Below are 26,473 nucleotides of genomic sequence, written 5' to 3'. Positions count from 1 at the left end.
ATACACCAGTGCGCCGCCGGCGACACTCGGGCCACCCTAGCTGATGTCCATCGCAGAGCCTGTATCAACCTCGGCTTTCAGGGCCCGGCGCAGCTTGAGGAACTGACGCCACATCGCCAGCCTCAGCAGCCGACGCTGACCCGCAGGGGGATTGGCGTAACGCAGGCGGTAGAACAGCCGTTGCAGCAGGCGAGCCGGACGTGAGGCTTGCGGGCAATGATCTTGGGTCAGGCTCACCAGCTGGGAAACAGAGGTGGCGCGCCCGGGCCGGGCACCGAGCCGGGTCAGGCGCTTTGACAGCCAGCGCCACAGTAGCAGCTCCAGGGCGGGCAGCTTAGGCGGGGTCAGCATCCTGGCCAGCCTGAGGTGAATCAGCAAGGTGGTGAGCATGATGGACCCGGCCAGCAGCAACAGGTGTTGAACCGAGAGGCGCCCCAGCCATTGGCTCAGCCACTGCTGCTGACCGAGGCGGTCAAAGCCACTGACCTGCTGATGCCACAGGGCATTGAGACTGTCGGCCCAGGCGCCCAGGGTGCGTACCGGCGCGCTCTCCTTGAGCCAGCCCGTCAGCCCCCACCACTGGGCCAATCGCTGCTCCCCCAATATCTGCACCCTGTCCGGCGCCACCATGCTGGTGGGATCACTGCGAACCCAGCCCTGGGCCGGCAGCCAGTACTCCACCCAGGCGTGGGCATTGAGTTGGCGCACCTGAAGCCGGTTGCTTTCGCCCAGCCATCGTCCTCCCTGATAGCCGGTGACCAATCTGGCGGGGATGCCTGCGGCCCTGAGGACGAACACCATGGCTCCGGCATAGTGGCCGCAGAATCCAGCCTGGGTTTCAAACAGGAAGTCGTCTATCTCGTCCGGGCCAGTGGCTGGCGGAGAGAGGGTGTAATGAAAAGGCTTGTCCCTGAAGCTGAGCAGCACCCGATGGACGATCTCCCTTTGGCTGAGCCCCTTAAGAGACTCGCCAAATTGCCTGGCCCGGGGGTTGCCCGACGGGGGCAGGTTCAGGGCGTCGACGATCGCCTGAGGCGCTGCCGGTACCGCCCTGGGGCGCCAGCTCAGTACCTGATCCTGCTGCCCCCTTCCTTGCCACAGTCCATCTCCCAGAGGGCGCAGGCCAGGGGAGAGCCCCTGACTCATGGCCAATGTGGGCAGCCGGCCACTCGAATACCAGTGACTGATTCGGTACAGGTGGCCCTCTTCCGCCCGGGTGGCGGTGATGGCGTCCAGAGGGTGGGGGCGGGCGCCATGCCAGGTGCGGCCATCATAGAGATTGTGGATCCACACCCGGAAGTAGAGCAGCTCCTGGGGAGGTCGTAGTTCAAAGCTGGCGTTGAACGCCATCTCGGTGGATTGAGTCAGTTCGGCAATCTCGCCTAGGGAGAGGGTGTCACTCAGGCCGGTTTCTGCCGCGGGGCGCATGCCTTGATGCCAGAGGGGGTCTACCCTGGGCACCAGAAGATAGAGCAGCAGGGTCATGGGCAGGCTGAACAGGGCCAGGCGCAAGGTGTTGCCCAGGTTGCTGCGGGCAGAACCGCTGCTGTGCAGGCTCAGCAGTACGGTGATGTTCAGGGTGAACAGAGCCAGGGCCGAAGCCAGCTTCAGTGGCGACTGCTGGGGGATGAGACTGAGGGAAATCAGGAAAAATCCCACCAGGGTCAGCACCAGAATATCGCGCCGGGAGCGCACCTCCAGGGATTTGAGGCTGTAGGCCAGGGCGATCATCACCGACAGGGTGATGGCCAGTCCCTCTCTCAGGTAGAGAGGCACCAGGCTCAGCAGTACCATGAGTGAGATAAGAAACAGCAGCATGGGACGGGGAGGCGGGACCTTTCCAAGAAAGATCGCCAGCCGCCAGGCCAGGGCCAGGTTGGCGATGGCCAGTGCCCAGTCCGGCAGGATGCCAATCAGGTGCACCACCATCATCTGCTGGGTCAGCAGCAGCCATCCCAGGGTTTGGCGAAGGGTTGCCTGAGGGGATTCAGCGACCATGGGGCACCCCGGCCAACCTGTCCAGGACTTTGATCAGGTGGTCGCCGTCCAGCCCGGGCGCGACCTCCATATGCGGTCCCCTGAGTCCGAAGGGGACCCCCTGCTGCTGGCAGTGCAGCGCCACACCGGCGAGCTGGCTCAGATGCTGTTCCAGCTCGCCGTGGTCAGGGTTGAGTTCCAGCCAGTAAGCCTCGTTACTGTGATCGTTGAACTGTTTGAGCATCTTTCCACGCTGCCTGGCCAGTTGCTTCCAGTCCATTCGGGAGAGGCTGTGGCCGGGCTGCCAGGGGCAAAGGCCATCCAGTTCCTGCCATTGGCTGGTCTGGGACCGGGAAGATACCGCCGGTATCGACTGATTGGGCGGCGTCGGGCTGGGCCAGACCCAGCAGCCCACCTCCGGTTGGATGTGGGCCCAGACCCGGCACAGGCCCAGGGGATAGTGGCTGCTGACGCGAACCCTGCCGGGCAGCAACCTGCCTCGTTGTTTTCCTAGCTTCCCCAGCTCCAGGCGCTGTCCCGGGGTGGCCAGCAGCTGCAACCGTTGCTGGGCGCCTCTGTCCAGGCTCAGGGTCAGGGCGTGACGGACTCTGTCGCTGGCCAGCTCCAGGGGAAACCCCACCTGCTGGCCGGCAAAGCTGGAGCGGCCCGGCTGAAACCTCAGGGAAAGCCCGGACAGGTTGCGAAAGCAGATCAGCAGGCAGGAGCTGAACAGGCTGAACATCAGGAAGGAGAGGATCAGGATCAGGTTGTTCTGGTAGTTGGAGCCAAAGACAAACAGCACCCCTGCCAGGGCAAGGTAGAACAGGCCAAACCTTGAGGGCAGAATCAGGATGTCGTTGTGTTCCAGGCGGGCATTGGGGGAGGCCTGGATCTCAGGTGGCTGCCAGAATTTGGGGATCTTCATCGGATGGGGTTTACCCGTTCCAGCAGTTGCTGTGCTCCGGAGCTGCCCCGCTCTCCGGTCCCCAGCCTGTGGCCGGCCACGGCAGCGAAGACAGCCTGAACATCGTCGGGCACGGCAAAACTGCGGCCATCCATCAGCGCCCAGGCCCGGGCGGCAGCCAGCAGCGCCCGGCTGCACCTGGGAGATAGGGGCAGCAAGCCCTCATTATTATCCCGGCTGTGCTGAACCAGCTCCAGCAGGTAATCCAGCACAGGCTCGGCGACGGCGACGCCGTCCGCCCGCTGTTGCATCAGGCTAAGGTCGGTGGCACTGAGCAGGGCGGGCAGCTCCCGGACCCTGTCTGCCAGGTGATCGCCCCGCAGCAGCAGCTTTTCTGAGTGTAGGCTGGGAAATCCCAGGCTGAGCCTCATCATAAACCGGTCCAGCTGAGATTCGGGCAGGGGGAAGGTACCGGATTGTTCCTGGGGGTTCTGTGTGGCAATAACGAAGAAGGGGTCGGGCAGGGAACGGGTGGTGCCGTCACAGCTGACCTGGCGTTCGGCCATCGCTTCAAGCAGGGCACTCTGGGTCTTGGGGCTGGCTCGATTCACCTCGTCGGCCAGCACCACCTGGCTGAAAAGGGGACCGGGATGGAAGCGAAATTCCTGGGATTCCGGGGAGAAGATGGAGAACCCGGTGAGGTCTGCCGGCAGCATATCCGCAGTGAACTGTACCCGCTGATGGCTCAGCCCCAGGGTGGTGGCCAGAGCCTGAGACAGGGTGGTTTTCCCCATCCCGGGCAGGTCCTCGATCAGCAGGTGACCGCGGGCGATCAGGCAGGCCATTGCCAGCCTGATCTCTCTGGGTTTATCCAGCACCACCTGCTGCAACTGGCCGAGAACGGGCTCCAGGCTCTGCACCATATTGCGCTCCTTGGGGTTGTCACACCATCAAGGATAGTCGAGCTCTGCAGTGCCGTGAGTCGCTGTCGGCTCAGTAACGGCGGCTCAGCTCCTCTTCAGAGAGCAGCAACCCGGGGGTGCCCAGCAGGTCGTTGTAGATCAACTGATAGCTGAGCACCGCCTTGACGTAATCCCGGGTTTCCCTGAAGGGGATGGTATCCACCCATTGATCGGTGGCCAGGTTACCGTCGGAGCGCTTCAGCCAGCGACTGACCCTGTGGGGGCCGGCGTTGTAGGCGGCAGTGGCCAGGATGCGGTTGCCCTCATAGCGTTCCAGCAGCTGGTTGATGTAGGCGCTGCCCAGACGGATATTGTAGCCCGGGTCATAGAGTTGGCTGCGCCCCTGGTAGGAGGTGCCGATGCGCCGGGCGGTCTCTTTGGCGGTAGAGGGCAGCAGCTGCATCAGGCCATAGGCGTTGGCCCCGGAGCGGGCCCTGGGGTAGAGGGCACTCTCCCGCCGGGCAATGGCCCGCAGCAGCTCCGGGTCCAGTTGCCAGCGCTTGCCCTGACGGTTGAACTCGTCGTTGTAGGCGGCGGGAAAGCGCCAGGGGATGGCGTTCCAGGCCTTGGCGGTGATGGTGCCCTGAACGGTCAGGAAGTGCCAGCCCATCTCATCGGCCAGGGCTGTCAGCGCATGCTGCTCCTCCTTGGTGACCCTGAGCAGTTGCCAGCGCCATTCGGCCCGGGCCTCGGGCAGTCTGTCCAGGGCCATCAACTCGGTGATCCGCAGCAGGGCGGGCAGCTGAGTCACCTTGTCACCGGCCTGGGCCGATGGGCTGGGCAGGGTGGTGTTCAGGCTGTAGGGCAACCCCAGCCTCTGGGAGACCAGGAAGCCGTAGTAGCTGCGCTCCTTGGCCAGTTCCCGGTAGGCGGCCATCGCTTCCTGTTCCAGTCCCAGCTCTTCCAGCGCCCGGGCGCGCCAGTAGCGCCAGTCGTCTGCTTCCACATCCTGAATTCGGGAGAGCCACAGGTTGATTTGTGCCCAGTCACCATTGCCGATGAGCTGGCGGGTGCGGCGGATGATCAGGTCATCCTCGGGAAACTGTTCCATCAGGAAGGCCAGCTGCGGGGTCCAGATGTTGTCACCCAGGGCGCGGCGGATGATCTCCCGTCGTACCTGGGTTTCCTGCTCTCCCAGCTCTCCCTGCCAGTTGAAGTACTGCTTGAGAGCGTAACCGGCGTCTGAGCGAGCCAGACGCTTCAGGGCCACCGCCGCGATCTGCGGCGCCTGGGGGTAGCGCTTGATGCGGCCCTGGTTGCGCACCTCTCTGGGGTAGCGATAGAGGCGCACCAGGCGCTCGCCGCGGCTCTTCCACTCCCCGGTGAGCAGGGTGTTGAGGTAGGCCAGCCGCTGCCCCTGACGAGCGTCGAAGGTCAGTAACATCCGCTGCCATATCAGTTCGTTGGTTCTTCGCCCGGCCTTGCGCCACTTTTTCAACAGTGGGGTGCAGGCCTCCGGCAGGCTTTTGGGTGTCAGCCACAGCTGGTCGGCGCCGTCCCAGGCCACTTCTGGTTCGCCCAGGGTGCGCTTGGCGCGATAGTAGTAGCATTTGAGCTCGGTGCTTCTCGGCGGCTGGGGGCTGATGGCCACAAAGCTCTCCCAGCGTTTGCGTTTGCCGGCTTGCACCAGGAATCGGTGTTTAAAGCTGTCGTAAAGGGGGGTATTGGAGAGGTTGGCCAGGATCTCCACCGCCTGCTGGGTGGTCAGCTTACTCATCTGGGTGGTGCGATACTCGAACTCCAGATAGGGGGCCAGGGGGTAGGCCTTGAGCTGTTTTCTCAGCAGGTGGTACTCAGCCTGGTTTCCGGACTCGATGGCATTCATCGCCTGTTCGAAGGCGTCTCTTTGCGTCGCTGTGGCCCAGGTGTGGGCGCTCAGCAGAGCCGATACCAGTACCAGCGTCCGGGCAATCCAACCCATCGCTCCTCCCTTGTTCGTTTCCAACTCGCCCTTTACTCCCCGGCCGCCTCGTCCAGAGTCGGGTTGAGGGCGTCCTCCAGCAGAGTTGCCTGAGGCTGTTTGCTGGTGGTGGCGCCCAGCTGTTTCATCTGCTCCGCCTGACGCAGCAGGTTGCCACGCCCGGAGGAGAACTTGTTGACCGCCTTGTCATAGCTGCCCTGAGCGGTTTCCAGAGCTCTTCCCACCTTGAGCAGATCATCGGAGAAGCCCACCAGTTTGTCGTAGATCTTGCCTGCCTGATTGGCGATCTCCTGGGCATTGCGACTCTGATGCTCGAAGCGCCACAGGTTGTTGATGGTGCGAAGGGCTACCATCAGGTTAGTGGGGCTGGTCAGCAAAATGTTCCGCTCCAGGGCGAAATTAACCAGATCAGGGTCCGACTCGATGGCGGCGATGAAGGCCGGTTCTACCGGGATGAACATCAGTACATAGTCCAGGGTGCGGATCCCTTTCAGCTTGTGATAATCCTTCTCTGCCAGCCCTTTAATATGGCCGCGGATGCTGGCCAGGTGTTCGCGCATCCCCTGTTCACGTTCAGCGCCCTCTTCAGCATTGAAGAAACGCTCATAGCCTACGAGGGAGACCTTGGAGTCGATCACCACGTCCTTGTCGTCAGGCAGGTGAACCACCACATCGGGTTGATAGCGTTTGCCATCTTCCTGCTTCAGGGCGGCCTGAGTATCGTACTCGTGACCCTCGCGCAGACCACTCTGGCTCAGCAGCCGGGCAAGTACCACCTCGCCCCAGTTACCCATCGCCTTGTTGTCTCCCTTGAGGGCCCGAGTCAGATTGAGGGCGTCTTCACTCATCCGTAGGTTGAGGGCCTTGAGATCCTCCAACTGGTGCTTCAGGGCGAAACGTTCGCGGGTCTCGCTGGTGTAGCTCTCCTGCACCTGCTTGCGGAAACCGTCCAGCTGTTGCTGCAAGGGGTTGAGCACAGCGCCGAGCTGGTTGCTGTTGGCTTCGGTGAGGCGGCGGCTCTGGGTGTCGAAGATGCGGTTGGCCAGGTTCTCAAACTCCATGCTCAGCCGCTTTTCGCTTTGCAGCGCCTGTTGCATTTGCTGACGCATGCCCTCCTCCTTTGCCCGGCTCTGTGCCAGGGCGCCGTGGAGGTCGTTGAGAAATGTCTCCTTCTCCTGCAGCTGGGATTCCAATTTTTCCAGTTGCTCTCGCTGGTTGGCCGCGGTGACCTCCAGGGCAGTGGTGTCCTGTTCCGCACGTCGACGGGGACCGAGTTGCAGGGCCCAGCCCAGAATCAGTCCCAGCAGAGCGGCGAGGGCCAGCAGGCCCAGGGTAAGGGGGTCCAGAGTCATAGCAGTTTGATTCTCAAGGAGTGATGACGCCTAGGGTGGCACCGGGATGCGGCGCTATCAAGGGGCGAGCCGTTAAGCGGTGCAAAAGCAGCCTGCTGAGTACGTTGCAGTTTCTGCAAAATGGAAATTCCAATGATTGCATAGGGAATGTCTTCGCTATCACACATTGAAATTTTTTCGTCATTATCTCTTGTGAGCATGATGATCATGGCAAACTATACAGCCTCTTATACCAGGAGGCTGAAGGTGGCCATGAACGACATATTGACCTGGCGCCGACTGAGGCGACTCAGTCTGTTTGATCTGGAAGTCTTTGTGCTTCTCAGTCAGAAGATGAACTCCAATAAGGTGGCTGAATCCCTGGATGTCCTGCCCTCCAAAGTGAGCCGAACCCTAAGTGGATTGCGGGACACCTTTAATGACCCTCTGTTTGTGCGTCGGCAACGTGGCTTTGAACCTACCCCACTGGCGATGCGCCTTTATCCCAGGGCGGACGCTTTGTTGGAGATGGCCAAGGAGATGCCCCATGAGTTGATGCAGCCGGAAGCGGCCAACTCCAATGCCAAGATCAGGATCTCTACCCCGACAGCCCTGAGCCAGGGGTTGTTGAAACACCTGCGTACCCTGGCGGAAGCCAGGGGGGAGAAACTGGATATCGCTGTGGTAACAGGTGGCACAGAGTCTGTGGCGCCAAACGACAGCAACCAGGTGGATATGGCCCTCTACTATGGGTTTGAACCCAGGAAGAATGTCGAATCAAGGCTCATCTGTTACAACAACAACCCGATGGTGGTCGCCGTAAAAGATCACCCCATTTGGCAAAGAAAGGCCGAATTGCACCTGGCTATGTTGGATTACCCTTTCGTGGTGAATGAGTTGCCTTCCTTCAACGAAGGGCGTGACCCCATGGAGGATTACGCCAATGCCATGGGCAGAAAACTGGAGATTGAGGCCAGGGTGTCATCTTTATCGGACCTGGTGGCCATTCTTCAGGAGGGGAGGGCGTACTCCATTATCGGTGGCCGGGGCAGTCAGGACTATCTGGAGACGCACGGCAACATTGTGGCTTTTACCATGCCGGGTTTGTTGAGACGCAAGTTGCACAGTTTGTTCAGTGGCAATTCCAGCAATCTGGGGGTCTACCTGCATTGCAACAATCCCAGCCTCTGTCCTGGATGGTTGGTCGAGGCACTGACTCAATTCGTCAAGCGAAACTACGAGGGTTAACCCGGTACTTAGGCTGCCTTTTCTTGAAACAGGGTGAAATCATATGGGGCCTTCCTGGGTCTTATTGGTTAACCCAAGAGTAAAGAAGTGTGTGGATGAAGTACTTAGCCAGAAAAGCGTGGGATAAGCACAGAGAGAACGATGTCACCCCGGAGGAGGTGTTCAGGGCCAGGCGTAAGATCGCCAAAGCCCTGGGACTGGGCGCCATCAGTGCCAGCCTGCCACTGAATGTTCAGGCTGGTTTGCTGGACTGGCTGAAGCCGGAGAGCGAGAGTGTCGATCTGGCGCCCCGCCGGGACCTTGCCTTCGACGTCAGCCGCAACTACGGCATTACCGACGAGCTGACGCCGGAGGAGAAGATCCTCACTCACAACAACTTCTATGAATTCGGTACCAGCAAGACAGACCCGGTGAAAAATGCCCAGGGTCTGAAGACCAGGCCATGGACCCTGACCATCGATGGGGAGGTGGATAACCCCCTGACCCTGGATGTGGAGGAGCTCATTGGCTCCATGCCCCTGGAAGAGCGCATCTATCGCCTTCGCTGCGTGGAGGCCTGGTCCATGGTGATCCCCTGGCTGGGCTTTCCTCTGGCAGAGCTGATTAAGCGGGCCAACCCCAACAGCCGGGCCAAGTACGTCGCCTTTGAAACCCTCTATGATCCTAAGCAGATGCCCGGACAGGCGTCCCGTTTTGTTGGCGGCGGTATTGATTACCCCTATGTGGAGGGGCTGCGCATGGATGAGGCGATGAACCCGCTGACCCTGGTGTCTGTGGGACTCTACGGCCGCACGCTGCCTCCGCAAAATGGTGCCCCCACCCGCCTGGTGGTGCCCTGGAAATACGGCTTCAAGAGCATCAAATCCATCGTGCGCATCAAGCTGGTGGAGAAGATGCCGCCGACCACCTGGAATCTGCTGGCCAGTCATGAGTATGGCTTCTACGCCAACGTCAATCCGCAGGTGGACCACCCCCGCTGGTCCCAGGCCAGTGAGCGCCGCATTGGCGCCGGAGGCCTGCTGTCCGCCAAGCGGATCCCCACGGAGATGTTCAATGGCTATGGAGAGCACGTGGCTCAGATGTACACCGACCTGAATCTGAGGCGCTGGTATTGATGACGTTGACCCGAGGCCGGATTCTGGCCCTGAAGACATTGCTGCATCTCGGTTTCCTGTTGCCTCTGGCCTATCTGTGGTTGGCGGTGCAGGCCGGGGCCGCCGGCGGCGACCCGGTGCAGTACGTGATCCACTTCCTGGGGATGGGGGCGATTCACGGCCTGATCCTCAGTCTGCTGGTCTCCCCCCTGGCCAAGGGGCTGAAGATGGGAGGACTGATGCGGGTGCGTCGCCTGGTGGGGTTGTGGGCCTTCGCCTATGCCCTGCTGCATGTGGCGGCGTTTCTCGGTTTGGACCTGCTGGGGGATGTGCAACTGCTGCTCGGCGAGATTGTCAAACGCCCCTACATCCTGGTGGGGATGGCGGCACTGCTGATCCTGATAGCCCTGGCAATGACCTCCACCAGCGCCATGCAGCGCCGCCTGGGGCGCCGCTGGCAGAGACTGCACAACTGGGTCTATCTGGCGGCGCTGCTGGCGCCGGTGCATTTCTGGTGGTCGGTGAAGTCGGGCTGGTATGAGCCCGCGCTCTATCTGCTGGCCTGTCTGGGGCTGCTGGCCTGGCGTCGCAAGCGAATAGTGTTGTACCAACAAATTGTTACCAACTTTAACCGCGGCTTAAACCGGGGCTGACAGCAGCCCCGCTTTTCTGGTTTACTTGCCACACTCAATCCACCAGGGAAGTGAACCATGAAAACCCAAGTTGCCGCCCTGGCACTGCTGGCCAGCCTTGGGCTGGCGGGCTGCCAGAGCCAGTCCACCGCCGAATTGATCCCGCCCCCCTGTCTGGCCGAGTGTCAGGCCCAGAAGTTTGATGCCGTCAGTCAGTCCTTTGTGGATGACCTGTGGCGCCACTCTCCCACCTGGGCCCTCTACAGTGGCTTTTACGATTATGCGGATCAGCTGGTGATCCCAGACAGCGACAGCCGTTTGCGCGATGCCCAATTTGTGGCCAAGTGGCGTGTCCAACTGGCCCCCTTCAGCCAGGTGGAGATGACCGCCGGTGCCCGTATCGATCTGGCCCTGATCACCAATGTGCTGGATAAGATGGAGTGGGAGAACAGCAGATTCAAATCCTGGCAATGGAACCCCGCCAACTACAATGTGGCCGGTCCCTTTGCCCGGCTGATGAATGAGCCCTATGCTCCCCTGGAAACCCGGCTGACGGCGATTCTCGGCCGCATGGAGATGGTGCCTGAGTATTACCGCGCCGCTCGGGAGAACATCAACAACCCCACCCTGGAGCACACCGAACTGGCGCTGCTGCAAAACCGCGGGGCACTGAGCGTCTTCTCCAACGCCATGCTGACTCAGGCGATGGAGTCTGGCCTGAGTGACAGCGACAAAGCCTTGTTCCAGGAACGTTTCTTCGTGGCCAAGCAGGCGATTCAGAGCCACATCGGCTGGCTGGAAGCCCAGGTGGCCCAGTTGAAGAAGGGCAGCCCGCGCTCCTTCCGCATCGGTGAAACCCTCTATGAGGAGAAGTTTGCCCTGGATATCCAGGCGGGGATGACCGCGAAACAGCTGTATGAGAAGGCGCTGGCGGACCGGGATCAGGCCCAGAAACAGATGATCACCATCACCCAGCAGCTGTGGCCCAAGTACTTCCCTGGTAAGGGGATGCCGGTGGACGATCTGGAGGCGGTCCGGGAGCTGGTGGATCACCTGTCCGCCCGCCACGTGAAGCGGGAAGACTTTGTTGCCGAGGTGCGCAAACAGATCCCCGAGTTGGTGCAGTTTGTCAATGAGACTCAGCTGGTGACCCTGGATCCCACCAAGCCCCTGGTGGTGCGTGAGACCCCCGCCTACATGCGCGGCTTTGCCGGTGCCTCCATCTCGGCCCCGGGGCCCTACGATAAGCAGGCGAACACCTACTACAACGTGACGCCGCTCGATGGCATGACCGACGAGCAGGCGGAGAGCTATTTGAGGGAGTACAACCACTGGATCCTGCAGATTCTCAACATCCATGAGGCGATCCCCGGTCACTACACCCAGCTGGTCTACTCCAACGAGTCCCCCAGCCTGGTGAAGAGCCTGTTTGGCAATGGCGCCATGATCGAGGGCTGGGCGGTGTATGCCGAGCGGGTGATGCTGGAGCAGGGCTACGGCGGTTTCGAGCCTGAACTGTGGTTGATGTACTGGAAGTGGAACCTGAGGGTGATCACCAACACCATTCTCGATTATGAGATTCAGGTGAAGGGGATCTCCCGCGAACAGGCCCTGGCCCATATGGTGGGCGGTGCGTTCCAGCAGCAGGAGGAGGCGGAGCAGAAGTGGCGCCGTGCCACCCTTAGCCAGGTGCAGCTGACCTCCTACTACTCAGGCTTCCGCGAGATCTACGACCTGAGGGAAGCGCAGAAGGCCAGGCAGGGGAACAACTTTGACCTGCAGCGATTCCACGAGACCTTCCTGAGCTACGGCTCATCGCCGGTGAAGTATATCCGCCAGCTGATGCAGTAGTCAGACGCAGACAATCCGGCCCAGGTGGCCGGATTTTTTCTGTCGTTTTCCTTAATCAAGGGTTAAGTTGCCGCAGGCCCTACTCCTTCATCTCGGTGGCGGTCTGAATGAACTGTCGCAAGGAGTCCAGCAGCCAGGCGGGGGCGGTGTGGCCGAGGCGTTGGACCATATGAAAGCCGACGCTTCGGTCCCCCAGACCGGGGGTACGCAGGGTCTGACGCACCTCTTCCGGCAGCCTCTGAACCCGAACCCCCTGGATGGAGCGAAGAAAGTCTACTGCCTGACTGCCACAGATCAGGGCCAGATGGGAGGAGTGAACCACCATCTCCGCCAACTCCGCCAGACTGTCGAGCCGGGTCCGGGGAGGGACGGGCAGATTCAGGGAGCGGGCGGCCCGTACAAGGGGGTCCTCCCGGTCATTGAAACCCGCCAATTCAAGCAGGATCTGAGGATGGCTGATGATCTCCTCGGCGGTGAGGAGCCCTTTTTGCCATACCTCATGTTGGGCACCGCCCACCAGATAGGCGGTGCGGTTCTCAGCAACAAGTTCACTGCCCAACCTGGGATAGCCTCTCGCGCCATAGAACACGCCAATGTCGACCTTGCCTGATTGCATCTCCTCCATCACCCGTCCGCTCCAGGTGCGGGTGACAAGCTCGATGTCGCTCCTTTGCTTGCAACACGCCTGATAGAGGTGCTGGGTCAACCCTGCCCTGAGGGGAGCAGGGACGCAGAGCACCAGCTTTGGCCGCTGGTGGCAACCGGACTCCAGGTGCTCGGCCAGGGCGGTGGCGCCCTGAACCAGGACCTCCATCTCCGGGAAGATCCTGCCAGCCATGGCGGTTGGCTCGAAACCATACTGACGCCGGATAAACAGAGGGTCGCCAAAGCACTTTCGCAGTGAGGCCAGGGTGCGGCTTATTTTGGATGGGTGAACCTGAAGGGCATCCGCGACTGCCTGAGAGTTGGTGGTTTGGTAGAGGCGAACAAATACCCTGATGTTGAACAGGGTGAGATCGCTGAGGTTCTCCGGACTTAGGGACATAGGATGGCTACCTTTGGGCTTGCTGAGTCAATCGTGCTGGTTACTGTGGGCGTGGATTGTGCGGGGTTGGAAGGCTAGCCAGGTCCCGGGGGCAAGAGCCTCAGGGGACCTGGCGATGGTCTATCAGGGCAGGGTCGACTCTATCCAGACTGGTGGCTGACCGGCCAGAGTGAGGGCGGTGCGCACACTGACAGGTTCACTGACCCACTGAAATTCGTTGGGCGTCAGGGCATAGCTGCCCGGAGCGATCTCCTCAATGTCGATGGTGCAGGAGTCATCATCGCAGCCAAAGGTCTGTGCCTGGTGCCAGGGCAGTCCCATGGTATCGGTGATGTGGTCCCACTGCTTGGAGACCGGGAAGCCTACGTAAGCCAGAGAGGCCTGTTTCAGGCCTGTGATGGCCACCCCGACCTCGGTGGCCAGCTCAAAGGTCACTTGGCCAGTGACCCCCTCAGCCTCTGGGTTGAGAACCTGGATGCTGGTGGCTTGCTCCACAGGGATGGTTTCAACCGGTACCTCGGGTTCAACTGGGGGCACAGAGGCGTCGTTGTTGCTGTCACTGCCGCAACCGGCCAATACCAGGTTGGTCAGCAACAGGGCTAAGAGTGAACGTTTCATAGGTTGCTCCTGGTGGATCAGTTGTCGCCGTGGCAGGAGTCGCATTCCATGTGGTATGCCCTGACGGAAGTGGGGAAGGTGTCTTCATGGGTATGGCAGCTCTGGCACTGGGTGATCACCTCGGAGTCTCCGGGGGCAGTGTGCAGGTCCTCACCATCCAACTCCATGTTCAGCAGTTCCACGGCGCGCCAGGCGATGGAGGCTGAGAGCAGGGTACAACGGTTGGCTTTCTTGGAGATGGGGATGCCGGCGGCCTTGCTCCAACGGGTCAGGGAGGCGTGACACAGCAGGCTGTGGGCCTCGGTCTGTACTTTGATCTCTTCGTCAAACTGCTCCATGGAGTAGCCCACCGCATCCAGAAACGTCTGGTCATTGCGGGGCAGGGGCATTTGCGAGTAGTAAGCGGAGATCTGCTCCAGGGAGTGGGGTTTTTCTCCATTGATCTTAAGGATGTTGTACAGCATGCCGATGGCGTTGTTGCAGCCACAGATGGTGCCCTGATACAGCACCCCGGCACCGCCAAAGACGGACAGGGCGGTAGGGATCTGGGCCCATTTGGCGGCATCCGGGCTGTCGGAGTTGGCCAGGGAGGTTACCAGGGCGTGGAACACCTGATACATGCAGCCAGCGGCCTTCACGTTGTCCTGAAAGGCCAGGGCGGCCACCTCTGCGGGATCCAGTCGGGCGTAGGCCAATCTCTCTCCTGGCTTGAGCACCCAGTCATCAGCGGCATTGGCGATGCCGGGCACCAGTGCGGCGCCAGCGGCGCAGGAGGTGATGCCAATAATGTTCTTTAGTGCGTCTCTACGGTGCATACTCATCATCATTTCCCCGAAATGTGGTTTTTTCTCAATTGCCGTCATCAGCGGCTTCGGGAACCATGCTAGAAATCCGGTCGCTTTGATGATGTGAGGAATCTCGCGGCATACCTTCCTGGAATCCGGCTTCGGCAGGAGCGGTGTCTTCAGGTAGGGAATGTTTGTGATTCCAGATATTTCGCCATTTGGACCCAGTGTGCTGGTGGTTTATTCTGTCTGTTCTCGGGGGTTGGGTATTACTGCTGTGTTTTGGTAGAGGAAGGAGTGTGAAAAGAATCACACTCGCCCATCTCGGCGGTATTGTCGCTCAAGCGGGTTGGGTACATTTAGAGGTCAAAGAGAGATGAGGACAGGGAGTAATTGATCCCGGCCCGCTATTCTTGCTGTAACTGGAGGGGCATGGGGCTCGAAAGCTCGACACATTATGCAGTTAGGACAATATCAATTTTTGGAGGACCAGGCCTGCCTGGAGGAGATAGCCACCGGTGAGCGCAAGGCACTGCAGCGCAATGAGGTGTTGGTGCTATCTCAGTTGCTGCGTCATCGGGGTGAAACCCTGAGCAAGCACAGGCTGAGCTGCGGCAGTGGGGAGACCCCCATCATCCGAGAGTCTGCCGTGGTCAAGGCGATCTGTACCTTAAGGCAGGCACTGGGGGAGCCTGAGGCCAGTTATATCCATACTGTGCCTAAAGAGGGCTATCAACTGGTGGTCGAGGAGTTGCCAGAGGTGCAGACCGATTCTCCGTTGATGCCCTGTGCCATGGGGGTAGATCGACCCAGGGTGACACCTGCCTGGCAACTGATGGTGGTTGGAGGACTGATGGCGGCTCTTTTCTGGATGCTTAGCGCCCAGTGGTCCTCCTCTCCCCTGACTCAGAGAAGCAGTCAGATAAGCAATGAGTCGGGACAGAGCATGAGGGTCATTATCACCACCAGCTCCCAGTCCAATCTTAAGGAGGTCACCGATTATGCTGACAGCCTGACTGGCCACCTCTCTAGCTGTGTCTACTTCCCCTGGGATGAGATTCATCTGGCTCTCTCCCATGACAGGCAACTGCTGAATGTGACTCTGGTTCGCCAGGGGCAAAGCGGCGAGGTACGCAACATCAAGATCAGCGACTTTAGGATTCACCCGAGGTTCATTGATCCACAATGGCTGAAACGGGAGTTTGATTGTGATTAGAGCTGTTGTGATTCTATTGGCGACCATACTGGTCACCCTGATCATTCTGGTCCCCCTGGGTCAGAGAAGTGCGCTGGATTTGACCTTCAACTGCCGTAATGAGCTCTACGACGTACAGGGACAGGGGGAAAGTGAGCATTATCTGATTGCGGATGTGGTGCTTCAGGATGACAGGGCCAGCATGAACTTGCGTTATTTTGATCTTAAAGGGGAGCCTCACTCCACCATCAATCTAACCGGTCAGGTGTCCCGTGCCAGCTTCTTTGATGAGGTCTATGAGTTGGCCATCAATAAGGTAGATACCCGGCTGTTTAAGGGGTCGGAGGCCAGGGTCAACCATATGCAGTACATGAGCGGTTTCACCAAGAGCAACTTGTCCAACCTGGGCTCCCACAACCTGACCATTCGCGTTCTGGATAGGGAGCTGGCTCAGGGGTATTGGCTGTTCTTCATTCAACCCTCCAACTCTGTGGTCGCTTGCAGTGTTATTGAGTAAGGCCTGACACCCTATGAAAACGCCGTCCCTAGGGACGGCGTTTTCGTATGGGGCTAGCCCTTGATGGCGACCTTCAAGGCATCGCTGGGGCGGAAGGCGGCACTGGATCGGAATGGGATCTCTATGGTTTCCCCGGTGATGGGGTTGCGACCGCTCTTGGGCAGGTGGTGACGAACTTCGAAGACACCGAGTTTGGGCAGGTAGACCTTCTCACCTTCGTGCAACGCTTGAGCTATGGTGTCCAGAAGTTGGGACAGGCTGGCTTGGCATTGGGATTGGTTCAGGCCGCTGCGGGCCGCCATGGTTTGAATCAATTGTTTCCGATTCATGGGTCTCTCAGGTTGATGCGCAGGAGCGGCTTTATACCTGAATTTTGTCGCTGAATCGACGGTGACGGGGCTGACTGGTGCCCCTTTATTCGATTCGGGGCAAAAGAAAGCGCTACCCTAAATAGGACAGCGCAATATGACATGCTTGGGAACATTAAACGCTTTGAAGTGTATGAGGTTTGTTGCATGTTTGCTGTGAACTGGCTCACGGCAAGGGCGAAAAAGGAGAGGAGGTCGGAGAATCGGGTTGGGGATCCGCTTTCTATTGGTTAAGTTGCTGATATTAGATGATTATTTTGTTTGGTTGAGTGTGTCTGGTGTGATCGGTTTTTGGCCGTGGCGGTCAGTCGTGATCCTGATCCGGCTGTGGGCGATGAAAAATCGGCCAGTGTTGTCATAGGACTGCAATCTCACTGCACTAAAGTGCAAAGCAACGGGCAAACATGCTCTCTCGTTATTGTTTTGACCTTGAAACCCCTGGCCCCCAGATGTTCATTCCGGGGGCATTTTTTTTGCCTTGTTGAGCCCCTCGTAAAATGCGCTAACTAAATCAATCCTCTGATTGCTTAAGAAGCGATTTTCTCCCAGCCTTTGCCAAAGGCTTGCCATACTTATCTTTACCCCTGTTGAAACAGGGCACAAAAAACTCTGGTCTGATTTTATTGTGGGGCGTGATTGACTTACGCCGTCCTTACCGAGATAAGGAGGCAGCTTTTGGTTAAGCGGCTTTGCTTGATGCTGATATTCTGGACACTGGGGTGTGCTGCTCAGCCCATGCCCCTGTGGAAAGCGGTTGAGGACCAGCAGCAAGCTGCCGAAGAGCTCACCCTGCAGTTGGCTTTCCTGTCCGCGGCCAATGTCTCCCCCCAGTTTCACTCTTTGTATCAAAATCTGAATTCGCCCAATCTGCCCGTGGAGGAGAGGGGTAGGCTGCTGTTGCTCGGATTCCAGTTGATAGAGGAGTTTAACTTCCAGTTGAGTGGGCGCCCCTTGGGCGATGATGGTCTGGGAGAGGCACCATTTCTGTTGATGGCATCTGAGGGGGGGGAGTACCCTCTGCTGAAGGCGGCGAGTCAGGGAAGGATGGCGCAGAGGGTCAGGGCACTGACCCCGGATGCCCATGAGTATCGTCTTGCACGCCAACGGGTGGCCCATTTGATGGCGCTCGAGGCTTTTTCATGGCCGGAGTTCGACTCCGCGCCTCTGCTGGAGCCCGGCGACAGTCATCCTCAGGTTGTCGAACTGCGCTGGGTACTGAAACAGTTGGGAGACTACGATGGCCAGCGAGTCGACGTCCACTATGATGAAGATCTGCTCCTGTCCGTGCAGAGGTTTCAGCGCCGCCATGGCCTGGCTGCCGACGGAGTCGTGGGGCCAAGAACCCGAGCCTGGCTCAGGGCCGCTCCCAGAGTTCGGGCGCAGAGACTGGCTAGAAACACCCTGAGGCAGTGGCATGACCGCACCCGATTCGCCGAGAGTTATCTGCTGGTAAACATCCCTGAGTACCGACTGCGCTGGATCACCCCGCAAGGGGAGAGATTCAGTAGCCGCGTGATTGTCGGGCGAAACAGCAGGCGCACCCCAAGAATGACCACCGAGGTGGTGAGCCTGGTGGTGAATCCCAGTTGGAATGTGCCCCGCTCCATTATCTGGCGGGATCTCCTGCCCAAGATCCGACTGAGTGGCGACTACCTCGCCAAGCAGCGGTTTGTTGTCTATGACCGGCAGGGAGAGCAGGTCCAGTATTCTGCCGAACAGTGGCAGCAGGCTGCCAGTGGACGTTTTCCCTACCGCCTGTCTCAACGCCCGGGGGACGAAAATGCCCTGGGACGATATAAGTTCCACCTGACCAACAGCAAGGCGATCTATCTGCATGATACCCCGGAGAAGCAGCTGTTTGACCGCTCCCGGCGAGCCTTGAGCTCAGGCTGTGTCAGGGTAGAGGGCGCCGATCTTCTGGCTCGCCAGTTGGCTTTCGAGGGAGAGGTGGACCTGAAGCGATTTAACCATGCCCGGGGATTGGGGGAGACACGATGGTTCAGGTTAAAGCGTCCGTTGCCGGTGTACATGGTGTATTGGAGTGCCTGGGTCGCTGCGGATGGAGTAGCTCACTATCGCAGGGATATCTATCATCAGGATGGTGATGCGGATCACAAAAACGCCATTGCGATGAGATCGACTTTCGACTGATAAAGGGGACTGATTCTCAAGACCTTATTGCTTCTATCGAAGTGTTAGCACAAATCTTGGTTCTTGCCAGTACAAATTATAGCCGCTAGTTTGGTGGCGCCGGCACCTTAGCCGGCCTCTTTATATGGCTGTACTGGAACCGCTGAATGACCGCTTTTGATAACAATAGACGCAAGATTCTTATGGGGATTGGTGCCGCGGCTGTATTGAGCCAGCTGCCTTTGACGGCTCATGCCAGCCTTGCTGCCCCCAAGCGCCTGAGTTTTTACAATCGCCATACAGGTGAGAGCACCAGCCACACCTTCTGGACTCCAAGCCAATACGATCCGTCTGCCCTGGACGCCTTCAACCAGGTGCTCAGGGATCATCGCACCGGTGAGGCTATCCCTATGGATAACGGTCTCTATGAGCTCCTGCATGACCTGACCCGGGTACTGGATACCGATCGGCGTATCGAGATCATCTCAGGCTATCGCAGCCCCAAGACCAACGCCATGCTGGCCGGAAAGTCCTCCAAGGTGGCGAAGAAGAGCTACCATATGAAAGGTATGGCCATAGACATCGCCATTCCGGGGGTGGAACTCTCCGACCTGAGAAAGGCGGCTTTGTCACTGAAGCGGGGCGGGGTGGGTTATTATCCCAAGTCAGGCTTTGTCCATGTGGACACCGGTCGGGTAAGACAATGGTGATCACGGGGCGCTGGTGATCCTCTGCCGGTCATGGTAGACTCCGTCCGCTTTTTGTAAGGTGCCACTGCTGGTCGCAAGCAGTGGCATTAATTTTTCTGACATTGAAGGTAATAACTATGTCTTTCGAATTTAATGCTGTTGTACGTACTGACCTGGGGAAAGGTGCGAGCCGCCGCCTGCGTCATGCTGACAAAGTACCCGCCATCATCTACGGCGGCAGCGAAGAAGCCGTTGCTATCGAGCTGGAGCACAACGTAATCCTGCAAGCCCAGGAAAACGAAAACTTCTACACTGACGAGCTGACCATCAACATCGATGGCAAAGCCGTTAAGGTGAAGGCTCAGGACATGCAGCGTCACCCCTACAAGCCTAAAGTTACCCACATCGACTTTAAGCGCGTTTAATCCCGCGCAGGCTTGAAAGAAGCGCCCCCAGGGGCGCTTTTTTTGTGCCTGTCGCTCTCCCACTCCGTTTCGGATGCTTTACAACTGTGATCTGACTCTCTTTTTCCAGGCGACTAAAATAGAGTGAGTTTTGGGTACAATCCCATCCCCTCGTGAATGGAAGTGATGCCACAGGCGTGGCGGATAAGGAGAGTTCGATGACGGTGTATGCCACGCTATGTACCCTGGCAGCCCTTGCCATGATGATCGCCTTTATCAACAGCAAGGTGGGGCGACTGCAGATGACCATCGCCATTACCGCCGGCGCTCTCATGCTCTCACTGGTTATCGTCATCGCCGGTAAGACCGGCTGGTTTTCATTGAAGAGTGTGGCGGCCGAGGCGATCGATCGCATCAATTTCGAAACCTTCCTGCTCAACGGCATGCTGGGCTTTCTGCTGTTCGCCGGCGGCCTGGGGATCAAGCTGCCCAACCTTAAGGCGCAGAAGTGGGAGATCGCCACTCTGGCACTGGCCGGAACCCTGATCTCCACCCTGATTATCGGCGCAGCGCTGTGGCAGTTTTTCCGCCTGATCGGGGTGGAGTTCGATCTGGTTTACTGCCTGCTGTTCGGTGCCCTGATCTCTCCTACCGACCCCATTGCGGTGTTGGCCATCGTCAAGAAGATGAAGGCCCCAGAGCAGATCAGTGTGCAGATTGAGGGCGAATCCCTGTTCAATGACGGTTTTGGCCTAGTGCTCTTTGTCACTCTGTTTGCCATCGCCTTCGGCGGTGAGGCGCCGACCCTGAGCGGGATCACTCAGTTGTTTATTCGTGAAGCCCTGGGTGGGATTCTCTACGGCTTGGCCTTAGGCCTGCTGTTTCATACCCTGATCAGTTCCACCGACGATCACTCCATGGAACTGCTGCTGACTCTGGGTATCCCCTCCGGTGGTTATGTGCTCGCCAGTGCCCTGGAGGTGTCTGGTCCTCTGGCCATGGTGGTGTCCGGCATCATCATTGGCAACTGGACCCGCCATACCGGCATGTCCACCGAAACCCGGGAGCACCTGGACAGTTTCTGGGAGTTGGTGGATGAGTTCCTCAACAGCGTGCTGTTCCTGCTGATTGGCCTGGCCATGCTGACCTTTACTTTCCATCAGGAGGATTGGATTCTGATGGTGGTTTCCATTCCTGTGGTGCTGGCGGCCCGCTACCTGAGTGTTCGCCTCTGCTACCTGGGATTTGCCCGGTTCCGCCAGTACAACCCGCTGTCGGTGACCATCCTGACCTGGGGGGGATTGCGAGGCGGTCTGGCGCTGGCCATGGCGATGTCGGTGCCCTCTGGTGTGGTGGTGGTGGCCAGCAAGGGGATAGATGTTCGCGAAATCCTGTTGGTGATGACCTATTCGGTGGTGGTGTTTTCCATTCTGGTACAGGGCTCAACCATAGCGCCTCTGCTGAATCGGGCCAATGACTGGGAGGCTAACCGGGACTACGCCGACACTCAGGCCGAGGTGGCTTGATGATGGCGACATTGTGCCCTGAATGCTGCGGCGGGGTTTCTTCAGGGTAGCGCCCAGGTAAAGCTGGTGTGAGCTTCTGCTGGGAAATCCGCAGACCGATGGATACCCTGCTCTTTGGAAGATATAAAGCGGTTTTTTCTGCATAAATTAGCGCCTTTTTAGGGCGAGCTGAAGACACACTTGAATCTGCTTCGTGTACAATAACTGCCCTTATTTGGGGATAGTAGGAGGACGCCAGCGGTGTGTCAGCTGTCCCTTAAGCCAGAGCAGGTGCCAATGAGCCAGAGCCACTACCCCGAAGTGATACAACTGATGCAGCAAAAACACCTGCGTCAGGGTACCCTGTGGGTGATCTTCTCGACCCTGCTGGTGCAACTGCTGTTCTTCGTAAACCTTTGGGAGCACCCTCCCCAGCCTCTGCCACTGACCCGCCTGCTGGCGATGGCTCAGGTATTGATCTCATTGCTGGTGCTGGCTGTGGCAGCCTATCTGGTCAATCACACCGGCGAGGTCGGAAAGCCGATCCGCATCTTCATGGCGTTGTTGGTTGGTCTGGTCTGGAGCCTGGTGTCCATCAATATCGTGGAGAGCTGGGGGGAGTACCAATCGTCTAAGCAGATATTCATGCTGGGTTGCCTGACCGTGGTGATCGGCTGGTACACCTCCAGGCTGATGATGTTCCTCAGTTGCAGCATCATACTGGCCGCGTACGCCTACCTGACTCTGCTGCACACCGGCTTCGAGTCGGTGACCTACTATCTGGCGGTGCTGAAATTTCCCTTGCTGATCACTCTTTCCTCACTCTACCTGAGTCGCTGGTACTTCTTTGGGCTGGACCGGCACAGTCAGAGTCTGGAGTTGCTGGAGCGATTCAGGCGGGAGACCACTCTGGATCCTCTTACTCAGGTAATGAATCGCCGTGGCTTCGATCAGGCTCTTTCCGATGGGGTGGCGTCCGCACGACGTTTCGAAATACCCACCTCACTGATGCTGGTGGATATTGACCACTTCAAGCAGTACAACGATGCCCTGGGGCACGATCAGGGAGACAAGGGCCTGAAACTGGTGGCCAGTGCTCTCTCTGCCCTGATGGCCCGTCAAACCGATGTCTTCTGCCGGGTAGGGGGAGAGGAGTTTGCGGTGATCCTTTCAGGCACGGATATGGAGGGCGCCAAGGTGATGGCTCAGCGGATGCAGCAGGCGATGGAAGGGCTCAACCTGCCTCACCCCAACTCCATCACCTCGGACAGGGTGACCCTGAGCATCGGTATTACCGAGTGGCGTGAGCAGGACACCGCCGCCTCACTGTACCGGAAGGCCGACCAGGCCCTCTATCATGCCAAGTCGCAGGGAAGAGATTGTTGGGCTGTAGACCGACTGTCGCTCTCTCTCTGAGTTCACACCCGCCCTTTAGGGCAAGATAATTCGGTCCCCGCTATTGCCATGCCAGATGAATTGAGTCCAAAATGTGAATAGAGACTTGGCTTTCCACTAATTATTCTGATTCTGGCAACGATGGATCTACTTAAATCGATACGGATATTTCGCGCCGTCCTGGAGCAGCAGAGCTTCTCCGCGGCGGCAGCCTCCCTCAATCTGGTGCCGTCGGCGGTGAGCCGGCAGGTCAGTGAACTGGAGCGTCATCTGGGCGTGCAGCTACTGCAGCGCACCACACGCTCCGTGCGTCTGACTGACGAAGGGCAGCGTTACCTGGCGAAGATGGAGTCCATCTGCAAAGAGGTGGACGGGCTCTATGGCAGCACGCAAACCGGCGATGGCCTGGCTGGCACCATACGTATGGTGGCCCCAGTACTCTTTGGTCAGTCGATTCTGCCTACGGCCCTGGCGGAGTTTGGCCGGGAGCATCCCGGTGTGGCCATCGAATTGCAACTGCTCAACCGTCAGTGTGATCTGGTGGATGAGGGGTATGATTTTGCCATCCGCACCGGTAAACAACCGGACAGCGGGTTAGTGGCCACCAAGCTGACCACCATGCGCATGTTGACCGGTGCTTCCCCAGGTTACCTGGCCCTCAACGGTGTGCCCCAGCACCCGGCGGATCTGACCCGGCACAACTGCCTGATCAACAATGTTCACCGTACCCCCAGATCCTGGCTCTATCAGGACCAGGGCCACAGAATCCCGGTGAAGGTGGATGGGGATTTCGAGAGCAACGACAGCCTCTGTATCCGGGCTCAGGCCCAGGCGGACCGGGGGGTGGTGCAGTTGGCGGATTTTCAGCTGTGGCGGGCCTTTGATACTGGCGCTCTGCAGCCGATTCTCAGCGATTATGAGCCGGCGGCGGTGCCTGTGTGGCTTCTTCATCCGGCCCAGCGTTTCCTGCCCGGTGTGCAGCGAGCTCTGATGCAGTTCTTGGTGGAGTACCTGAAGCGCAATGCCCTGAAGCGGATGCCGGTATAAGGGAAAGCGTCTTTCTGGCCAACCTATAAAAAACGGCTACCTCAAGTAGCCGTTTTTCATGTTAAGACAGGCGTTGTCAGTGGCTGCCCAGCTCAGGGTTGACCATGGCATTGACCGGATTGTTTTCTTCATCCAGCTCCATCTGACTCCACCCGTGCATGTAGGCCATCGCTTCTTCGATGGTGGCGACCAACTGCTCAGGATCGGGATCTTCGCCGTTGCGCCAGGCCAGTGCGTGCTCCTCTTCGCTGCCCAGGGTGGCCAGGTAGCCCATAAACTGGCAACAGGACTCCACCTCTTCCAACTGTTCGGGAGTGCAGATCTCCTGCCATTTCTCCTTGAGTACCGCAAAACCGGTGAGGAAGCCGGCGCACCAGTGGCGCAGGTCCATGGGAACCTCCCTCTGTTTCAGGTCGTCCAGCAGGGGAAGGCATTTGGGGGAGAGCACTTCGCCTCGCTCCACCACCTCGGTGTGCAGCTGGTTATAGAGGGCAAACAGTTGCTCCATCACCTTGTTCTCGAAGGGCCACAGCTCCTGCTCCGGCTTGGTGTTGGCAATGTGAGCGCTCCAGACGCCGGGATCGATGGTCTTGGGGAAGCAGTGCAGATGAGCCAGGTAGCCGCGGCTCTGCATCAGGGTCATGCCACCGTACTGGGCAGCGTCATCCAGGGTTTTCGCCAGTTGCTTCTCGTCGGATTTGGTCAATTTTTCATTCATTTGCGTTCGAGCCCGGTGGGTAACGTCTCAGGAAGAGGGCTGATAATGCCAGTTGTTCACTGCCATTTTAATGCTCTGGCGCAAGGTTAGGAAAAATTAGTTCGTTTTTTCGGATGAAAATCCGGGGGGCGATCGCCCCCCGGCAGATCAGCAGATGGCGATCAGTGATGCTCCCGGCTGTCACTGATGCCGGTGTACATGGCATCGCCGAACTGCGCTTTTCCATAGTTGGTGAGGATCTGCTGCCCAGCGTCAGAGCCAACAAACTCAATGAACTGACGGGAGATCTCCAGCGCCTTGGCATCGCCCTTAACCCCTCTCAGGGCATGGTAGGTGTTCACCAGGATGGGGTCGCCGGAAAACAGTACCTTCAACTCTTTAAGCTTGGCTTTCTCTGCTACCCAGGTGGAGCTGTCGGTCATAAAGTAGCCGTGCTGGCCGTTGGCCTGGCGCAGTGTCGCCCGCATAAACTCATGGGTGACCTTGTACCACTGCCCGTCAGGCTGCTTCTGTGCCAGACCCCAGATCATCATCTCCTTCTTGTGTGTGCCTGAGTTGTCTCCGCGGGAGAGAAACAGGGAGTGGCTGTCCGCCACCTTGCTGTAGGCTTCTTTGATGGAGGTGGCGTCTGTGACTCTGGCGGGATCCGCTTGGGGCCCCACCAGATAAAACTCGTTGCTGCCGATAAGAGTCCTCTGGGTTGCCCATCCCTGGTCAACCGCTTTCTTCTCTGCCGCCGGTGCGTGAACCATGGCCATATCGACTTTACCCTGCTTAAGCAGGGAGAGAGACTTGCCAGAGCCTGCCTTGACCCAGCAGAGGCGACTGTCATGAGTGGCATTGAACTCGCTGGCCAGCGCCTTCAGCAGGCCCAGCTCGCCCGGGCTGCCGGTGGCCAGCCGGAAGCTGACTTCGCCTGCTCCGTAGCTGGCTTTGCACTCAGTGGCGTGGGCAGGGAGGGCGGCCAGGCAAACCAGGCCCAGGGTGACTGCTCTTTTGATCATGATGACTCCGTTTATGGGGCACTGCCGGCAGTGCCGATGGGAATGTGGAGAACATGGTTGATCTACCTCACCTTTTCGGCAAATGGCTTTTTGTGTTCCCTGGAGCTGGATCAACACAAAATCCACCCAATGGAGTGAAATGACCAAAAGTGACAAAGGGGTAGGGACAATTTGGCCGAATCGGGAAATGGGGTGTGAATGCTGGCGGAGGTGGCCAGCTGAACCGGTTTGCACCAGCTCAGCCGGCCGGAGCGACTGGGTAGCATCAAAAAAGTGGGGCCGGACGGTTCAGCCAGCAAATAGGTGTCTCGACCCCTAAGAAACTGATGGCGCCAGTCTGGCAATATGGCAAAGTTCTTCAATTCGATTGCGGGCGAATTGTGATCAGTGTCTTGGTGTAAATCATTGGAAAAAATCAAATTACTTCTAATGACACCCAGGCAGGACAAAATGTCTCTACTGGAGCTGCGGGTGTTTGCCCTGAGCAGTGGGGAGCAGAAGATCACAGTGGCCATTTTTCTCTTGTGGCATACTGCTTGGCTTGACCCGAATTCTGGAGATTTCATGACCCCTGCCGTTAACGCCGCCAAGAAGGCCAAGGTGCCTTTCCAGCTTCATCAGTACCAGCACGACCCCAATGCCCCCTCCTACGGCCTGGAGGCCGCCGAAGCCTTGGGGCAGGATCCGGCTCGGGTGTTCAAGACCCTGCTGGCTGCAGACGATGCAGGCAAACTCTATGTGGCGGTGGTACCGGTGACCGGTCAGTTGGACCTTAAGGCTTTGGCCAAGGCGGTAAAGGCCAAGCGGCTGGCGATGGCGGACCCCAAGGCCGCCGAGAAGGCCACTGGCTATGTGGTGGGTGGCATCAGCCCTCTGGGTCAGAAGAAGCGTCTGGCGCTGGTGCTGGATGCTTCGGCTCAGGCCTTTGACACCATCTGTGTCTCCGGCGGCCGTCGCGGCCTGGAGATTGAGCTGGCCCCGGGGGATCTGCTGAAGCTCACCGGAGGCAGCTTCGCATCAGTGGGAGCGGCTTAAGTCTCCGGCAACTGCCCAATAAAAAAGGTTCATCGCGCATTACCGGGAAAAGCGGCTCGTATCTTCAGGAAGAAGTAGTCGCTGTCCCGGTATCCGTA

Annotated in this window: 22 protein-coding genes and 2 pseudogenes; 13 read left to right on the top strand and 11 right to left on the bottom strand. The window is 58.7% G+C overall.

Annotated features, from left to right (window positions below; translation table 11 throughout):
* Nucleotides 1-36: 36 nt before the first annotated feature.
* The 5 genes from ACN0RV_RS11300 to rmuC form a co-directional block, all read right to left on the bottom strand.
* Complete coding sequence (locus tag ACN0RV_RS11300) at nucleotides 37-1,998, bottom strand: transglutaminaseTgpA domain-containing protein (RefSeq protein WP_417347702.1); 1,962 nt, start codon at nucleotides 1,996-1,998, stop codon at nucleotides 37-39.
* Nucleotides 1,988-2,902, bottom strand: a complete 915-nt coding sequence (locus tag ACN0RV_RS11295; RefSeq protein ID WP_417347701.1) for a DUF58 domain-containing protein — start codon at nucleotides 2,900-2,902, stop codon at nucleotides 1,988-1,990. The genes ACN0RV_RS11300 and ACN0RV_RS11295 overlap by 11 nt, the downstream gene beginning before the upstream one ends.
* Nucleotides 2,899-3,804 carry an AAA family ATPase gene (locus ACN0RV_RS11290; RefSeq protein WP_417347700.1) on the bottom strand — a complete coding sequence of 302 codons (906 nt, stop codon included), beginning with the start codon at nucleotides 3,802-3,804 and terminating at the stop codon, nucleotides 2,899-2,901. Before ACN0RV_RS11290 ends, ACN0RV_RS11295 begins: the two co-directional genes overlap by 4 nt.
* Before the next feature lie 70 nt (nucleotides 3,805-3,874).
* Nucleotides 3,875-5,764 carry a transglycosylase SLT domain-containing protein gene (locus ACN0RV_RS11285; RefSeq protein WP_417347699.1) on the bottom strand — a complete coding sequence of 630 codons (1,890 nt, stop codon included), beginning with the start codon at nucleotides 5,762-5,764 and terminating at the stop codon, nucleotides 3,875-3,877.
* 32 nt (nucleotides 5,765-5,796) lie between these two features.
* Nucleotides 5,797-7,116 (bottom strand): DNA recombination protein RmuC, encoded by a 1,320-nt coding sequence (gene rmuC, locus ACN0RV_RS11280; RefSeq protein WP_417347698.1) that lies wholly within the window; start codon nucleotides 7,114-7,116, stop codon nucleotides 5,797-5,799.
* Nucleotides 7,117-7,368: 252 nt separating this feature from the next.
* On the opposite strand from rmuC, the gene ACN0RV_RS11275 reads away from it, so the two are divergent.
* The 4 genes from ACN0RV_RS11275 to ACN0RV_RS11260 all read left to right on the top strand — a co-directional run bounded on the left by ACN0RV_RS11275 (nucleotide 7,369) and on the right by ACN0RV_RS11260 (nucleotide 11,920).
* Nucleotides 7,369-8,343 (top strand): LysR family transcriptional regulator, encoded by a 975-nt coding sequence (locus ACN0RV_RS11275; RefSeq protein ID WP_417347697.1) that lies wholly within the window; start codon nucleotides 7,369-7,371, stop codon nucleotides 8,341-8,343.
* A gap of 95 nt (nucleotides 8,344-8,438) precedes the next feature.
* Nucleotides 8,439-9,458 (top strand): protein-methionine-sulfoxide reductase catalytic subunit MsrP, encoded by a 1,020-nt coding sequence (msrP, locus tag ACN0RV_RS11270; protein WP_417347696.1) that lies wholly within the window; start codon nucleotides 8,439-8,441, stop codon nucleotides 9,456-9,458.
* Complete coding sequence (msrQ, locus tag ACN0RV_RS11265; RefSeq protein WP_417347695.1) at nucleotides 9,458-10,090, top strand: protein-methionine-sulfoxide reductase heme-binding subunit MsrQ; 633 nt, start codon at nucleotides 9,458-9,460, stop codon at nucleotides 10,088-10,090. The genes msrP and msrQ overlap by 1 nt, the downstream gene beginning before the upstream one ends.
* A gap of 57 nt (nucleotides 10,091-10,147) precedes the next feature.
* Complete coding sequence (locus tag ACN0RV_RS11260; RefSeq protein WP_417347694.1) at nucleotides 10,148-11,920, top strand: DUF885 domain-containing protein; 1,773 nt, start codon at nucleotides 10,148-10,150, stop codon at nucleotides 11,918-11,920.
* Nucleotides 11,921-11,999: 79 nt separating this feature from the next.
* Here the strand turns inward: ACN0RV_RS11260 and ACN0RV_RS11255 are convergent, their stop codons facing one another.
* The 3 genes from ACN0RV_RS11255 to ACN0RV_RS11245 all read right to left on the bottom strand — a co-directional run bounded on the left by ACN0RV_RS11255 (nucleotide 12,000) and on the right by ACN0RV_RS11245 (nucleotide 14,404).
* Nucleotides 12,000-12,965, bottom strand: a complete 966-nt coding sequence (locus tag ACN0RV_RS11255) for a LysR family transcriptional regulator (RefSeq protein WP_417347693.1) — start codon at nucleotides 12,963-12,965, stop codon at nucleotides 12,000-12,002.
* A gap of 123 nt (nucleotides 12,966-13,088) precedes the next feature.
* On the bottom strand, nucleotides 13,089-13,583 hold the full coding sequence (locus ACN0RV_RS11250) for a hypothetical protein (protein ID WP_417347692.1): 495 nt from the start codon (nucleotides 13,581-13,583) through the stop codon (nucleotides 13,089-13,091).
* A 17-nt stretch (nucleotides 13,584-13,600) separates the two neighbouring features.
* The gene (locus tag ACN0RV_RS11245) at nucleotides 13,601-14,404 is read right to left on the bottom strand and encodes a cytochrome c3 family protein (RefSeq protein ID WP_417347691.1); all 804 of its coding nucleotides are present in this window, start codon (nucleotides 14,402-14,404) and stop codon (nucleotides 13,601-13,603) included.
* A gap of 421 nt (nucleotides 14,405-14,825) precedes the next feature.
* On the opposite strand from ACN0RV_RS11245, the gene ACN0RV_RS11240 reads away from it, so the two are divergent.
* Both ACN0RV_RS11240 and ACN0RV_RS11235 read left to right on the top strand, forming a co-directional pair.
* Entirely contained in the window at nucleotides 14,826-15,584 is a 759-nt protein-coding gene (locus ACN0RV_RS11240) for a winged helix-turn-helix domain-containing protein (RefSeq protein WP_417347690.1), read from the top strand.
* On the top strand, nucleotides 15,577-16,080 hold the full coding sequence (locus ACN0RV_RS11235; RefSeq protein ID WP_417347689.1) for a hypothetical protein: 504 nt from the start codon (nucleotides 15,577-15,579) through the stop codon (nucleotides 16,078-16,080). Before ACN0RV_RS11240 ends, ACN0RV_RS11235 begins: the two co-directional genes overlap by 8 nt.
* Before the next feature lie 53 nt (nucleotides 16,081-16,133).
* On the opposite strand, the pseudogene ACN0RV_RS11230 reads toward ACN0RV_RS11235, so the two are convergent.
* Nucleotides 16,134-16,427 (bottom strand): annotated as a pseudogene (locus ACN0RV_RS11230) (HU family DNA-binding protein); the annotation flags it as partial.
* 717 nt (nucleotides 16,428-17,144) lie between these two features.
* Here ACN0RV_RS11230 and ACN0RV_RS11225 point away from each other — a divergent pair.
* The 6 genes and pseudogenes from ACN0RV_RS11225 (at nucleotide 17,145) to ACN0RV_RS11200 (ending at nucleotide 23,618) form a co-directional block, all read left to right on the top strand.
* Nucleotides 17,145-18,599, top strand: coding sequence for a L,D-transpeptidase family protein (locus ACN0RV_RS11225; protein WP_417347688.1), 1,455 nt, complete (start codon nucleotides 17,145-17,147; stop codon nucleotides 18,597-18,599).
* A 146-nt stretch (nucleotides 18,600-18,745) separates the two neighbouring features.
* Nucleotides 18,746-19,288 carry a DUF882 domain-containing protein gene (locus ACN0RV_RS11220; RefSeq protein ID WP_417347687.1) on the top strand — a complete coding sequence of 181 codons (543 nt, stop codon included), beginning with the start codon at nucleotides 18,746-18,748 and terminating at the stop codon, nucleotides 19,286-19,288.
* Between the two features lie 116 nt (nucleotides 19,289-19,404).
* A pseudogene (gene rplY / locus ACN0RV_RS11215) lies at nucleotides 19,405-19,689 on the top strand (50S ribosomal protein L25); the annotation flags it as partial.
* Between the two features lie 200 nt (nucleotides 19,690-19,889).
* Nucleotides 19,890-21,197, top strand: coding sequence for a cation:proton antiporter (locus ACN0RV_RS11210; RefSeq protein ID WP_417347686.1), 1,308 nt, complete (start codon nucleotides 19,890-19,892; stop codon nucleotides 21,195-21,197).
* 240 nt (nucleotides 21,198-21,437) lie between these two features.
* A complete protein-coding gene (locus ACN0RV_RS11205; protein WP_417347685.1) occupies nucleotides 21,438-22,592 on the top strand; it encodes a GGDEF domain-containing protein in 1,155 nt (384 codons plus the stop codon).
* A 120-nt stretch (nucleotides 22,593-22,712) separates the two neighbouring features.
* The gene (locus tag ACN0RV_RS11200; RefSeq protein ID WP_417347684.1) at nucleotides 22,713-23,618 is read left to right on the top strand and encodes a LysR family transcriptional regulator; all 906 of its coding nucleotides are present in this window, start codon (nucleotides 22,713-22,715) and stop codon (nucleotides 23,616-23,618) included.
* A 76-nt stretch (nucleotides 23,619-23,694) separates the two neighbouring features.
* Here the strand turns inward: ACN0RV_RS11200 and ACN0RV_RS11195 are convergent, their stop codons facing one another.
* Both ACN0RV_RS11195 and ACN0RV_RS11190 read right to left on the bottom strand, forming a co-directional pair.
* A complete protein-coding gene (locus ACN0RV_RS11195) occupies nucleotides 23,695-24,336 on the bottom strand; it encodes a UPF0149 family protein (RefSeq protein WP_417347683.1) in 642 nt (213 codons plus the stop codon).
* Nucleotides 24,337-24,497: 161 nt separating this feature from the next.
* Nucleotides 24,498-25,340 carry a substrate-binding domain-containing protein gene (locus ACN0RV_RS11190; protein WP_417347682.1) on the bottom strand — a complete coding sequence of 281 codons (843 nt, stop codon included), beginning with the start codon at nucleotides 25,338-25,340 and terminating at the stop codon, nucleotides 24,498-24,500.
* Nucleotides 25,341-25,904: 564 nt separating this feature from the next.
* On the opposite strand from ACN0RV_RS11190, the gene ybaK reads away from it, so the two are divergent.
* The gene (gene ybaK, locus ACN0RV_RS11185; RefSeq protein WP_417347681.1) at nucleotides 25,905-26,375 is read left to right on the top strand and encodes a Cys-tRNA(Pro) deacylase; all 471 of its coding nucleotides are present in this window, start codon (nucleotides 25,905-25,907) and stop codon (nucleotides 26,373-26,375) included.
* Nucleotides 26,376-26,473: the final 98 nt, after the last annotated feature.

The organism is Ferrimonas sp. (assembly GCF_048263965.1).
Classification (GTDB): domain Bacteria; phylum Pseudomonadota; class Gammaproteobacteria; order Enterobacterales; family Shewanellaceae; genus Ferrimonas.
This window is presented reverse-complemented; position numbering and strand designations above follow the sequence as displayed.